13 protein-coding genes are annotated in these 12,773 nt (G+C 71.6%); 8 read left to right on the top strand and 5 right to left on the bottom strand.

Going from position 1 to position 12,773, the window contains the following annotated elements; all coding sequences use genetic code 11:
- Positions 1 to 9 precede the first annotated feature (9 nt).
- The 7 genes from ACFOYY_RS12420 to ACFOYY_RS12390 all read left to right on the top strand — a co-directional run bounded on the left by ACFOYY_RS12420 (position 10) and on the right by ACFOYY_RS12390 (position 6,072).
- Complete coding sequence (locus ACFOYY_RS12420) at positions 10 to 861, top strand: MetQ/NlpA family ABC transporter substrate-binding protein (RefSeq protein WP_386189853.1); 852 nt, start codon at positions 10 to 12, stop codon at positions 859 to 861.
- Between the two features lie 78 nt (positions 862 to 939).
- Positions 940 to 1,158, top strand: coding sequence for a hypothetical protein (locus tag ACFOYY_RS12415; protein ID WP_352009246.1), 219 nt, complete (start codon positions 940 to 942; stop codon positions 1,156 to 1,158).
- Between the two features lie 157 nt (positions 1,159 to 1,315).
- Positions 1,316 to 1,483 carry a hypothetical protein gene (locus ACFOYY_RS12410; protein WP_352009247.1) on the top strand — a complete coding sequence of 56 codons (168 nt, stop codon included), beginning with the start codon at positions 1,316 to 1,318 and terminating at the stop codon, positions 1,481 to 1,483.
- Between the two features lie 93 nt (positions 1,484 to 1,576).
- Positions 1,577 to 2,353 (top strand): DUF732 domain-containing protein, encoded by a 777-nt coding sequence (locus tag ACFOYY_RS12405; protein ID WP_386189852.1) that lies wholly within the window; start codon positions 1,577 to 1,579, stop codon positions 2,351 to 2,353.
- A gap of 340 nt (positions 2,354 to 2,693) precedes the next feature.
- Positions 2,694 to 3,026 carry a hypothetical protein gene (locus ACFOYY_RS12400; RefSeq protein WP_362916763.1) on the top strand — a complete coding sequence of 111 codons (333 nt, stop codon included), beginning with the start codon at positions 2,694 to 2,696 and terminating at the stop codon, positions 3,024 to 3,026.
- Positions 3,027 to 3,541: 515 nt separating this feature from the next.
- Positions 3,542 to 4,309 carry a DUF6585 family protein gene (locus ACFOYY_RS12395; protein ID WP_386189851.1) on the top strand — a complete coding sequence of 256 codons (768 nt, stop codon included), beginning with the start codon at positions 3,542 to 3,544 and terminating at the stop codon, positions 4,307 to 4,309.
- A gap of 440 nt (positions 4,310 to 4,749) precedes the next feature.
- Positions 4,750 to 6,072 (top strand): S1C family serine protease, encoded by a 1,323-nt coding sequence (locus ACFOYY_RS12390; protein WP_386189850.1) that lies wholly within the window; start codon positions 4,750 to 4,752, stop codon positions 6,070 to 6,072.
- Positions 6,073 to 6,245: 173 nt separating this feature from the next.
- Here ACFOYY_RS12390 and cydC read toward each other — a convergent pair whose 3' ends face one another.
- The 4 genes from cydC to ACFOYY_RS12370 are packed head-to-tail and all read right to left on the bottom strand — an operon-like array spanning position 6,246 to position 11,583.
- Positions 6,246 to 7,934, bottom strand: coding sequence for a thiol reductant ABC exporter subunit CydC (gene cydC / locus ACFOYY_RS12385; protein WP_386189849.1), 1,689 nt, complete (start codon positions 7,932 to 7,934; stop codon positions 6,246 to 6,248).
- Positions 7,931 to 9,601, bottom strand: coding sequence for a thiol reductant ABC exporter subunit CydD (cydD, locus tag ACFOYY_RS12380; protein WP_386189848.1), 1,671 nt, complete (start codon positions 9,599 to 9,601; stop codon positions 7,931 to 7,933). The genes cydC and cydD overlap by 4 nt, the downstream gene beginning before the upstream one ends.
- Positions 9,602 to 9,608: 7 nt before the next feature.
- Positions 9,609 to 10,376 carry a cytochrome d ubiquinol oxidase subunit II gene (locus tag ACFOYY_RS12375; protein ID WP_386189847.1) on the bottom strand — a complete coding sequence of 256 codons (768 nt, stop codon included), beginning with the start codon at positions 10,374 to 10,376 and terminating at the stop codon, positions 9,609 to 9,611.
- A gap of 28 nt (positions 10,377 to 10,404) precedes the next feature.
- Entirely contained in the window at positions 10,405 to 11,583 is a 1,179-nt protein-coding gene (locus ACFOYY_RS12370; protein ID WP_362916751.1) for a cytochrome ubiquinol oxidase subunit I, read from the bottom strand.
- Between the two features lie 134 nt (positions 11,584 to 11,717).
- On the opposite strand from ACFOYY_RS12370, the gene ACFOYY_RS12365 reads away from it, so the two are divergent.
- A complete protein-coding gene (locus tag ACFOYY_RS12365) occupies positions 11,718 to 12,062 on the top strand; it encodes a PadR family transcriptional regulator (RefSeq protein ID WP_386189846.1) in 345 nt (114 codons plus the stop codon).
- Here the strand turns inward: ACFOYY_RS12365 and ACFOYY_RS12360 are convergent.
- Positions 12,059 to 12,763, bottom strand: a complete 705-nt coding sequence (locus ACFOYY_RS12360) for a permease prefix domain 1-containing protein (protein ID WP_352009319.1) — start codon at positions 12,761 to 12,763, stop codon at positions 12,059 to 12,061. The genes ACFOYY_RS12365 and ACFOYY_RS12360 overlap by 4 nt on opposite strands.
- Positions 12,764 to 12,773: the final 10 nt, after the last annotated feature.

The raw sequence follows: 12,773 nt of genomic DNA, 5'->3' as shown, positions 1-12,773 counted from the left end.
GAGCGCACAATGCGTAAATTCCTAGGAATCGCCTCCGCCGTCACGGCCCTGGTCGTCTCGCTGGCGGCCTGCGGCTCCTCCGGGCCCGCCGCGGACGCCGGAGCCGCCGGGGCCAAGGATCCGTCCGGTCCCGCGGCCGAGGTGCTCAAGGTCGGCGCCAGCCCCGTCCCGCACGCGCAGATCCTGAAGTTCGTCAAGGACAAGCTCGCCGCCAAGGAGGGCCTGAACCTGGAGATCGTCGAGTTCACCGACTACGTCCAGCCGAACGTGCAGCTCAGCGAGGGGCGGCTCGGCGCCAACTTCTTCCAGCACAAGCCCTACCTGGACGACTTCAACGCCTCCAAGGGCACCAAGCTGGTCTTCCTGCAGCCGGTCCACCTGGAGCCGCTCGGCCTCTACTCCAAGAAGATCACCAAGGTCGGCGACCTGCCGCAGAACGGGACCGTGGCCGTGCCCAACGACGCGACCAACCTCGGCCGGGCGCTGAAGCTGCTCGCCGACAACGGCGTGATCACCCTCAAGGAGGGGGCGGGAACCGCCGCGACGGAGCGCGACGTCACCGGCAACCCCAAGAGCCTGAAGTTCCAGCCGCTTGAGGCCGCGCAGCTGCCCCGCTCCCTTGAGGACGTGGACGCCGCCGTCATCAACGGCAACTACGCCCTTGAGGCGGGCCTCAACCCCGCGCAGAACGCGCTGGTGCTGGAGAAGGCCCAGGACAACCCCTACGTCAACGGCCTGGTGGTCGCCGAGGGACACGAGCACGACCCGCAGGTGGTCAAGCTCGCCAAGCTGCTGGCCGGTCCCGAGGTGAAGCAGTTCATCGAGCAGACCTACAAGGGGGCGGTCATCCCCGCGAACTGACCCGGGTGACGGCGGGAGCCCACGGGCTCCCGCCTGGGTATGGACCCCGGTAGGGACGAGACTGCAGCGGGGGACGCCATGACCACATACACCCTGTCGATCGTCGAGGGGGACGCCGGGGAGAAGGGGGAGGACATCTTCTCGCCGGACTCCCCGGTCACCTTCGACGACCTGGGGATCGGCATCCTGATGTGGCTGACCGAGCACGGGTACGAGGAGCCGGGCAGGAAGGTCGTGGTGACCCCGGCCGGTGAGGTGCCGCTCGGCGCGCTCGCCTCCCGGGACGTCGACCTCTGAAGCCCTCGAAGTCCCGGTGACCTCTGCGGCCCTGTGAGCTCACGGTCGCGACGCCGTACGGCACGGCGCGGGCGATCGGCGGGACACGGTTCCGGATCGCTCTGCCGGGGCAGGTGACGGGTCCGAGGTGCCGGACGTCTACCGGAGGGATCTCGACATGACGCAATCCCAGCCCCCTGCCTGCAGGACATGCGGCGCGCTGGTGGAACACCCGGGCCGCCACCGTGAGTGGCACGAGGTCCTCGAACGTCTCGTGCCCGGCCTGGGCGCCGAGCTGGACAGGGCGCACGGACCGGGAAGGACCGGCGAGGGCTTCACCTTCTGACCGTCCCCGGCGGCTGTCTCTTTTGTGCATCTATCGCCGGTATTCCGGGGCATTCTCCGGCGAAATGTCAGGGGTACGCCGTATGGTGCGCACGTGCATCCTCCGCAGCAGCCGTATCCACAGGACGGGCCCCAGCCGTATCCGCAGGGTGGGCCCCAGCAGTGGCCGCCGGCGCCGCCCCAACCGCCGTACCAGCCGCAGCAGGGTCCCTACCAGCAGGGGCCGCAGCAGGGCTCACCGTACGGCCAGCAGCCGACGACGCCGTACCCCCAGCAGGGGCCGCCCCAGGGCTGGCAGCAACCTCCTCCCATGGGGCCTCCTCCCGGCTGGCAGCCGGGCCCGCCCCCGCCGCCCTCGGGGGGCGGCGGCAAGGGGGTCGTGATCGCCGTGGTCGCCGTGGTGGCGGTCCTGATCGTCGCGGCCGGTGGCGCGGTCTACCTCTTCAACCGCAACAGCGGCTCCTCGGTCGCGCTGGTCACGAACGCCCCCGAGACCCCCCGGCCGACCGAGTCGTCCCTGTCCACGGACGAGCCGTCCCCCGACCCCACGGACGAGTCCTCCTCCGACGACCCCGACGAGGACGAGCCGGCCCCGACCGCCTCCTCCTCCTTCTCCTTCTCCCAGGACGAGAAGGAGGACCTGTTCCTGAAGACCGTGCGGCAGCGCAAGGAGCTGAGCGGCGTCGCCTCCAGCAGGCTGGTGCAGCTCGGCAAGGACGTCTGCGGCGCGCTCGACACCGGCAAGAACCTCATCCAGGTCACGCTGAGCAGCCCGGTCACCGACGAGTTCGGCGCCGAGACGTCCGGCTACATCGCGGGCGCGGCCGTCGTCCTGCTGTGCCCCGAGCACCGGGCCAAACTCCCGAAGTAACACGACGACCGTCCGCCAGCGCCTCGGCCGTCCGGAGACCGGTACGGCGAACGGCGAGGCGGTGCGGACATGACGCCGGGCACCGATCGCGGTGCCCGGCGTCGCGTTTGCGGCCTGTCCGGGCCATTTCGTGACCAGGGCCTCTCCGGGCGGCCTTTTCGCAGGGGAAAGGCGTGGCCGCGCATCGACACCCATTGCATAGGAAAGTTTCCTATTCAATACTGTGATCAACGCAGCGTGTCCCCGTCGCGCGGAACCTCCCTCGTCCGGCGATGTGTTCCCCCATGCTTCGCCGGCTCCTCCCCGTTCCGCCCGGCTTTCCCGGACTCTGGAGGTCCTCATGCCCCGCCGTTTCGTCGCGCTCGCCACCGCCGCGCTCGCCTGCTTCGGCGCGCTCGCCGTCTCCGCCACCCCCGCCCAGGCGGCGGTCCTCGAAGTCGTCTACAGCCCGCTCTCGCTCGGGGAGTACTGCGCGGCCCAGGTCAACCCCTACTCCACCATCGGCTTCTACAACGGCGGTCTTGGCTGCTACCGCTGGAACAACACCGGCGGCACGACCTACACGGGGAGCGGGAGCGCCTCCGCCGCGTGCGCCCACTTCCACCCCACCTACGTCTCCGCCGGTTACGCCCAGGGCGGCAGCCAGGCGCTGATCTGCAGGTACACGGTCTGACCCGCCCTCCCTCCGGCGTCCCCGCCCGGCCGTGCCACGGCGACGCCGGAGGGATCCGTTCCTCCCGCCCACGGCGCTACCTGTTTGGGAACCGTCGTTCCGGCTGATGGCCGGGGCGGTCGGAGTGGCGCGTTGGTGAGTCCCGGCAAGGCCGGCGGGCCTTCGGGAGATCTCCGCCGGAGCCGCCGCCAATTTTCCACGTGGTTGAGCGTCTCCCGGGCCGTCGACAGGAGGGCGCGGGAAAGGGCCGGTCGTTTCCGCCGGTCTTCGTCAATGCGATTGGGCGTCCGTAAAGGGCTCCGGGTCCGCGGTGTTCACGGATTCGTCATTCCTGGGGCTTCTCCTGTCCGGTCACCTGGATTTTCGTTCTCGTCAGAGCGGGCCACGAGCGGCACCTGGGCGCCCAGGCCACAGGGTCGGCGTCGTTTTCTTTCTCCCAAATACGCGAACCCGGTGAATTCGTGGCCAAATAGAAGGGGAAGTGTCGATGGCATGATTTCGGGAGGCGAATTCTGGTGCCGGATTACCCGCCGAAAATCATCGAGATCGTCGATGAGACCGGCCTGGGTGAGATCGTTGACTGTTTCCGTCAGTCGGTCCTGGCGGAAGCGGGAATTGTCGTCGTTCTCACGCTCCTCGGAGCACCGGGGATTCTGTTCGGTGACGATGTCGGCAGGGTGATGGGTGCCGTGGCCCTCGGGCTGGCCCTGCTCTGCGTCCCGCCCCTCTGGCTGAAGGCCCGCAGGCGGTTGTACCTGTGCTCCAACGGGTTGCTGCTCACGACGGGGGACGCCGTCCTGAAGCGTCTGATCGCCTGGGAGGACGTGGCCTACGTACGAAAGTGGACGACCCGGGTCTATCAACGCGGCGGTTCCCAGGACGTCGAGCGGTGCATCCTGATGCTGAAGAACGGCGGGAAGCTGAACCTGGCCAGACCCCCCTACGCCCGGGACGAGGAGCTCACGGCGGCCATCGAGCACTACATGTCGGAGATCAGCTATCCGCGCAGAGCGATGGAAATCGCCGAAACAGGCAGCTCCACCTTCGGTCCGATCACTGTCACCGCCGAGGGCGTGCGTGACGGCGACCGGCTCGTACGCTGGTCGGAGATCACCGGCCTCGAACGTGCACGAGTGCGATTACGTATTTGGACCGGCTTCGGCAGACCGGCCATTTCCCGTCAGGTCAGGACGATCCCCGATGTGGCGGTGCTGGTGGCTCTCGTGGCGGAGGGCGTGGAACGGCATCGACTCCACCGGCAGGAGCCTTCGGCGGACGTCTAGGACGGCGGACGCCTCGCGCGGGCACCGGCTTCCTGGGCGCGTTCGCAGGAGCCCGCCGACGGTTTCCGGCCCGCCCCGGAGCCCTCACCCGGGGCGGGCCGATGCGATTCGTCCGGGGCGCGGCCGGGCCGGGCTCGATCACGTTCCGGCCGCCGGGAGCCTTCCTGGCGGCCGGAAGGACAACAAAAGGGGTCAAGCCTGGGGCGGCCTGTCATTCGGCCGGTCCCCTGCACGGGCCCGGTCCGGATGTTTTTTCCATGATCCTTCCTCCGGCCGACCGCCTCTGAGCACGGCGGATAAAGGGGGCGTGAGAGAAGGGAAGGGGCTCCGATCATCCTCTTAAGCTGCGCTTACGTCCTGTCAGGCATCGTTCTGGTGTACCGGAACCGCCGGTCGCCGCTCCGACAGTCCACGAGCGGATGCAGGACGTGGGGGAAGACATGGACCCGAACAAGAATGAGCAGGAAAGCACCCCGGCCGAGGCGACCCACGAGAACGAAGGATGGAGCCAGTTCGGCAAGGTGCCGCCGCGTGTCGGAGGTTACTCGGAGGGCCGGGACACCGGGCTGCAGCCGACGCTGATCCACCCGGTTCCGGACGCGGCGGAGTCCCTGCAGATTCCCGCCCAGCGGGGGTCGCTCACCGGCAGGCAGAAGCTGGGGGCCGGTCTGGCGCTGGCCGCGATGGCCGTGGGAGGTGGAGTCGCGGGGGCCTTCATCGCGACCTCGATCGCCGGGGCCGGCACGGTCACGGCCTCGTCCGTCTCCCCCTCGGCCGAGGTGCGCCAGGTCGGCAGCTTCGCCACGGTCGCCGACGTGGCCAAGGCGGTCCAGCCCTCGGTGGTCTCCATCGAGGTCAAGAGCGCCAACGGCAGCGGCGACGGATCGGGCGTGCTGCTCTCGGCCGACGGCCTCATCCTGACCAACAACCACGTGGTCACGCTGGGCGGCCAGGTGGGGACGAACGGCTCGATGACCGTCAAGTTCAGCGACGGCAAGACCGCCTCCGCCAGGGTCGTCGGGACCGACCCGGCGACCGACCTCGCCGTCATCCGGGCGGAGAACGTCTCCAACCTGACCAAGGCCACGATCGGTGACAGCGACAAGGTCAGGGTGGGCGACTCGGTGCTCGCCATCGGCAGTCCGCTGGGCCTGTCCGGCTCGGTCACCGCGGGCATCGTCAGCGCCCTGAACCGTACGGTGACCGTCGGCGGCGAGCAGCGACAGCAGCTCCCGCCGGGCTGGGGCGGCATGCAGCAGCAACAGCAGGGCGGCGGAACGACGACCATCGGCGGGGCCATCCAGACCGACGCGGCGATCAACCCCGGCAACTCGGGCGGTGCCCTGGTCAACGCGGCCGGAGAGGTGGTCGGCATCAACAGCGCCATCGCCACCAACGGCGGCGAGGGCAACATCGGTGTCGGCTTCGCCATCCCGATCAACACCGCCAAGCAGGTCGCCAAGCAGCTCATCGACACCGGCAAGGTCAGCCACGCCTTCCTGGGCGTCAGCCTCGCCGACGCGACCGGCGACGTGGCCGGGGCCCTGGTCAACCAGGTCACCGACGGCAGCCCGGCCGCCCAGGCGGGGATCAGGCAGGGCGACCTGATCACCAAGATCAACGAGACGCCGGTCGACGACGGCGCGACGGTGGTCGGCGCGATCAGGGGGCTCAAGCCGGGGGACAAGGTGACCATCACCTACCTCCGCGACGGCAAGCCCCAGACCGCCACCGCGACCCTCGTCGAGAAGACCGGGCAGTAGCCTCGCCCAGAGCCGATGCGCCGCCGGGGACGCTGCGGACCCCGGCGGCGCATCCGTTTCCCGCCCGCCCGCCTCGGACGGCTTCCGGCATCCCGGGAGCCCCTGTGCTCCTGATCGGGAAATCCGGGCCGCGGCCTCGTGCCCCGGACGAGAGCCCGGCCGGGGAACACGGGTCAGCGCCCGGCGGTCAGCGCCTCGGAGCGCCACAGGTCACGGTAGTAGCCGGGCGCCCCGACCAGCTCCTCGTGGGTTCCCCGCTGCGCGACCGCCCCGTTCTCCAGCACGACGATCTCGTCGACCCCTTCGAGCCCGCGCAGCCGATGGGTGACCAGCAGTGTCGTACGGCCCCGCGTGGCGTCGAGCAGGTCGGCCATGAGCGCGTCCGCGGTGGCCTCGTCCAGTGATTCGGCGGGCTCGTCCAGCAGCAGCACAGGAGGGTCGTTCAGCAGCGCCCTGGCCAGCGCAAGCCGCTGGAGCTGGCCGCCGGAGACCGTCCGCCCGTCCTCCCCGAGCATGGTGTCCCAGCCGGTCCGCTCGACCCACCGGTCGAGCCTGGCCCGCCGTACGGCCTCGGCCAGCTCGTCCTGGTCCGCCTCCGGCCCGGCCAGGCGCAGGTTGTCCCGCAGCGTCGTCCGGAACACGTAGGGGTCCTGGGTCAGTCCCGTCATGACCCGCCTGGCGTCGTCGGAGGTCATCTTCCCGAGGTCGGTCCCGTTCAGCAGGATCGTGCCGGACTCGGGTTCCACCAGCCGCATCAGGGCCGAAAGCAGGGTGCTCTTGCCCGCGCCGCTCGGGCCGACCAGGGCGACCCGCCTGCCCGGGGTGAGGGTCAGGCTGACGCCGTCGAGCGCCACGGGCAGACCGGGGCCGTGCCGGACCACGAGGTCGCGGATCTCCACGGTCGGCGGCTCCTCGGGCACGGGGGCGGGGCTCACCGGCTCGGCGACGGCGGGCGGGGTCGCGCGGACCTCCCGCAACCGGCGCAGGGCGGCGAGCACCCCGGTCAGCCGCTCCGCCGCCGCGGCCATCGGCAGCACCGGCTCGAAGGCGACCAGCGAGACCAGCGCGAGAACCGTCGTGGCGACCCGGCCCGCCTGCGAGCCTCCGGCGATCCAGACGACCGCCAGCACGGTCAGGCCCTGCGTGAGCGTGCCGAGGGCGGCGGCGACCGCGTTGGCCCTGGCCTGGCGGCGTTCCAGCGCGCCCAGCCGGGCGTCGGCCTCGGCGCAGGCGGCCAGCGCGCGCCCTCCCGCCCCGTAGGCGGCCAGGTCGGCCGCGCCGTGGACCAGGTCGGCGACCCGGGCCGCCAGCTCCGCCCGCGCGGGCGCGATCCGCGCCGACCAGCGCCGGGCGGCGGCGGCCGTACCCGCCGGGATCAGCACCCCGGCGACCAGCAGCCCGGCCAGCAGAGCCGACGCCGCGGCGGGCAACAGGAACAGCCCCAGCACGACCGCGGCGACCCCGGTCACCACAGCGGCCGCCGCAGGCAGCAGGCAGCGGACCAGCAGGTCCTGCGCCGCGTCGGTGTCGTCGACCATCCGGCTGAGCAGGTCGGCTCCCCGCCGGTCACGCGGCCCCGCCGGGATGAGCGCCCGGTAGAGCCGCTGCCTGGTCGCCGCCTGCGCCCGCAGCGCGACGTCGTGCCCGGCCAGGCGCTCGCCGTACCTGAAGACGCCCTTGGTGGTCGCGAAGGCCCTGACGCCGACGATCGCCACGCTCAGCGCGGCCAGCGGGGGGTGCTCGGCGGCCCTGGTGATCAGCCAGGCCGCGGACCCGATCAGCCCGAGCCCGGCCAGTTCGGCCGCCGCGCCCGAGGAGATCGCCAGGGCCGTGCGGCCCCTCATGTCCTTGACGCCCGTCATCGGGACCCTCCGATCAGTTCGGCGGAGACCACACGCCCCTCGGCCAGCCGGATCACCCGGTCGGCCAGGTCGATCATCGCGGGCCGGTGCGCCACGATCACCGCGGTTCGTCCCTCGGCCAGCTCACCGGTCGCGGCCACGATCGCCGCCTCGCTGCGGCCGTCGAGCCGCGCGGTCGGTTCGTCGAGGAGCAGCAGGTCGGTGCCGGGGCGGCAGAAGGCGCGGGCGAGCGCGACCCGCTGCCGCTGCCCGGCGGACAGGTTCGCGCCGCGTTCGCCGAGCACCGTCTCGTAGCCCTCGGGCAGCGCCGTCACGAACTCGTCGGCGTGCGCGGCCCCGGCCGCCCGCCGTACCTCCTCGATCGTGGCGCCGGGGAAGCCGAGGCGGACGTTGTCGGCGACCGAGACGGCGAACAGGTGGGGGCGCTGCGGCACGAACGCCAGCCGTTCCCGCCAGGCGTCGTCGGCGGTGAGGGCCACGCCGTCGATCAGGACGCGCCCGCTGTCCGGGACGACGAAGCCGAGCAGCAGGTGCAGCAGGGTGCTCTTGCCCGCCCCGCTCTCGCCGACCAGCGCGACCCGCTCACCCGGTGCGATGGTCAGCGAGACGTTCTCCAGCGCCGCCTCCTGCCGGCCCGGGTAGCGCACGGTGACGTTCTCCAGGCGGATCTCCGGCGCGCGGCCCCCGGCCCGGTCCGCCGCCCCGGCCGGGGCGTCCCGTACGGCGGGGGCGGACGCCTGGCCGTCCAGGACGGCGAACGCCTCGTCGGCGGCGGCGACCCCCTCCATCGCGGCGTGGAACCTGTTGCCCATGGTGCGCAGCGGCAGGTACGCCTCCGGGGCGAGCAGCAGCACCAGCAGCGCCGTGGGCAGTTCCATCGACCCGGACAGCAGCCGCAGCCCGACCGGGACGGCGACCAGCGCCAGGGAGAGCGACGCGGCCAGTTCGAGCACCAGCGACGACAGGAAGGCCACCCGCAGGGTGCGCATCGTGGCCTCCCGGTGCTCCTGGGCCACCCGGCCGATCACCTCGGCCTGGTAGCGGGCCCTGCCGAAGGCGCGCAGCGTGGGCAGGCCCCTGACCACGTCGAGGAAGTGCCCGCCGAGATGGGCCAGCGCCCGCCACTGCCGTTCGGTGACCTCCTTGGTGCGCATCCCCACCAGCGCGCCGAACAGCGGGATGAGGGGCAGCGTGACGAGCACGATCACCGCGCTGGTCAGGTCGGCCGCGAACAGCCGTACCAGCACGGCGACCGGCACGGCGGCCGCGACCGCGGCCGCGGGCAGGTAACCGGACAGGTAGGGGTCGAGGGCGTCCAGGCCGCGACCGGCCAGCGTGACCAGCTCGCCCGAGCGGCGTGAGGCGAGACCGGCCGGGCCGAGCTCCCGCAGCCGCGACAGCAGCCGGTGGCGCAGCGCCGTCTTCACACCGGTGCTCGTGTGCCCCGCGGCCACCCCCTGAACCAGGCCGAGCAGGGCGCGGGCGCCGACGACGAGCGCGAGCACGGTCAGCGCGGCGGGGGCGAAGCGGCCGGAGAGCACCCCGGACAGCACCTCCGCCTGGACCAGCACGAGCAGCCCGGCCACGACCGCGGCGGCCAGGCAGACCGCCAGGTGGCGGCGGACCGCCCGCTCGCCGCGGACCAGCCGAAGGAGATCCTTGTGCATGTGAACCCTAGAAGAACGACGGCAACCGACCGGCCGCACGCTTGGGACCGAACGTGCGCCATGTCCATACTTGCGCACCCGCCATGACCGGCGTCAAAGGCGCGATTATGAGACTGAGCACACCCAGCGTGCCCTCGGGCGCGGCGTGTTCGAGCAGCCACGGCGCCAGTGCGGCCAGCGGCACCGCGGCGGGCAGGGCGGCGGCGCACGCCGAGACCAACAGTGCCCCGCCGCGGCGGCTCCTCCCGGTGACCCGTCCCGGCAGCGCCCAGGAGGCGAAGGTCCAGCCGTGGAAGGCGAACGCCCCGGCGACGACGGCGACGCAGGCGATCCCGGCGAGCGGGGAGGGCGACTCCGGCAGGCCCTGGGCGATCGAGGCCAGGATCATGCCCCAGCTCAGCGCCAGGCCGTACGATCCGGCGCAGACGGCCCAGTCCCAGGCGGCCCGCCAGCCCGTCCCGTCGAGACGGCGGCGGAACCACAGGCCCGCGTCGCGCAGGATCCACGAGATCAGCAGGGTGACGACCAGCGGGTAGAGACCGTACAGCACCCGTCCCTCGACCTCGGGGAAGGCGCCGAAGAGCACGCCCGCGACGGCGACCAGCCACACCTCGTTGGCCAGCACGAACGGGGCCATGGCCGAGACGATCGTGTCACGGTCCCGCTGGGTACGGCCGAGCACGGGCAGTAGCATGCCGAGGCCGATGTCGAACCCCTCCAGGGCGAAGTAGCCGATCAGCAGCAGGGCGAGCACGCCCAGCCAGAGGACGTCCATGGATTCCTCACCTTCCGTGGCGGGATGTCTAGTGGCTGAGCGCGTGTTCGAGAACGGCGGGGGCGGGTTCGTCGTCCGCGCCGAGGGCGACGGTGCCGGGGCCGCGCCGTACGGTTCCGGCGATCAGGAGGTAGTCGGTGACGGCCAGCAGGCCGAGCACCCCGGTGAACCCGACGAGGGAGACGGTGACCATGCCCGGTGTGAGGCCGTGGGACATGGCGTCGGCGACGGTGAGCCTGCCGTTGATCAGCCACGGCTGGCGGCCGACCTCCCGGGCCAGCCAGCCGCAGATCGCGGCCAGGAACGGCGCCGGGGTGAGGATCACCAGCAGCGGCTGCGCCCAGCGCCAGCGCGGCAGCCAGTAGGTCAGGGGCGCCAGCAGGAGCAGGAGGAACTGCACCAGCTGTCCGATCCCCATCATGGCCGCCAGGGCGACCCCGGCCAGCGGGACGCGGAACTTGTCCGGCTGGTAGAGGCCGATCGAGCCGAACTGGGCGTAGCCGAAGGCGACCGTGACCAGCGACCCGCAGAAGGCGACGAGCAGGCCCGTGCGGAGGGCGGAGGTGAAGAACTCCCGCTCGGGGGTCCGGCGGAACAGCTGGTAGGCGGAGGCCCCCATGACCACGGAGCCCGCGGCCCACAGACCGGCGCCGACCACGTGGGGGAGCGAGTTGACCAGCGCCGGGTTGCTCAGCAGCGCGCCGAAGTCGGTCAGCACCAGACGGCCGCCGCGCTCGACGGCCCCCACCGGGTTCTGCAGGAACGAGTTCGCGGCCATGATCCAGAAGGCGGAGACGTAGGCGGTCAGCGTCACCATCCAGATGCACGCCAGGTGCGCCCACCGGTTCAGCCTGTTCCAGCCGAAGATCCACAGGCCGAGGAAGGTGGACTCGATGAAGAAGGCGCCGAGCGTCTCGATCGCCAGGGGGGCGCCGAAGACGTCTCCCGCGTACTCGGACAGGCCACTCCAGCTCAGCCCGAACTGGAACTCCATCACCAGGCCGGTGAAGATGCCGAGCGCGTAGTTGGTCACGTAGATCTGACCCCAGAAGCGGGTGGCGCGCTCGTGCTCGGGCCTGCCGGTCACGGCGTGCCGGGTGTGCATGATCGCGATGATCGGGGCCAGGCCCAGCGTCAGCACGACGAACAGGAAGTGGATGCTTCCCGTAACCGCGAACTGTGTCCGCGCCAGGTCGAGCACGCCCACGGTTCACCTCCATTGTTGTGTCTGTCTACCTATAGGCACTCTACATGTAGAACGGCTACATGTAGCCTGTCTGCGGAAGGGTAAGGTGAGGGCGTGAACGATCGAGGCGCCGTAGGGCGGGCGGAGGGCGCGAGGTGAACGCCGACACGCTTCGCGGGCACATGGACGCCCTGCTGTTGTCCGTGCTTGAGGAGGAACCTCTGCACGGTTACGCGATCATCGAGGCCCTGCAGGCACGCAGCGGCGGCTCACTGAACGTGCCGACCGGCACGGTCTATCCGGCGCTGCGACGGCTCGAACAGGCGGGATACCTCGCCAGCGAGTGGGCGACGGTCAGCGGGCGCAGGCGGCGCACCTACCGGCTGACCTCCTCGGGCCACCGGGCCCTGGCGGGGGAGCGCGCGGCCTGGCGGGAGTTCACCGGTGTGATCGGCGGTGTGCTCGACCCCGGTGGCTCCGGGGAGCGGCTGGGCCGCTAGGACCGGCCGAGGGCCGGGACGCGGCGCCTGCGGGTGATCATCAGGCAGCGGGTGGCGCCGTACAGCTGCAGCAGCGACAGCCCGAGGCTCAGCGTCTCGACGCCGAGGTTCAGCGGGTGGTCGAAGAAGTCGTCACGCTGCGCGCCGTAGGTCAGCAGCAGCCCGAGGGCACCCGTGAGCGGCAGCACGATCAGCACCAGCACTCCCAGCGACCGGGTGACGAGCCTGGGCCGCCTGATCCTGCGCAGCCCCCGGCCGAGCGCGAACAGCCCGGCCCCGCCGAGCAGGGCGACCGCCAGCTGCAGATAGTCCAGGCCGCGGGAGACCGGCATGAACCACGCGGGCCACCGCTCGTAGGCGATCGGGTCCTGGGCGGAGAAGCGCCACACCAGGCTCCAGGCCATGATGGTCAGCGGCACGCTGATGAACAGCAGCGCCGCGAGCCTGCGCCCCGCCGAGATCGACAGCCCCTCCTGGTAGCCCGGCGCGATCTCCTCGACCGGGCCGAACTCCTCGACCGCGACCCGCTCGGCCTCGGCCCTGCCGAGCCCGTCGAGCTCCAGAGCCTCCGCGGTGTCGAGCAGGCTGTCGCGGGCCTCGGTGACCATGTCGAGTTTCGGTCCTCGCGGCCCGCTGAGCGTACGGCTGAGCCTGGCCACGTAGTCGTCGATCACCCCGGCTCCGGCCACGCCCACCTCCACCCCCGTACTC

The sequence above is a fragment of the Streptosporangium jomthongense genome (assembly GCF_042650425.1).
Taxonomy (GTDB): Bacteria; Actinomycetota; Actinomycetes; order Streptosporangiales; family Streptosporangiaceae; genus Streptosporangium.
This window is presented reverse-complemented; position numbering and strand designations above follow the sequence as displayed.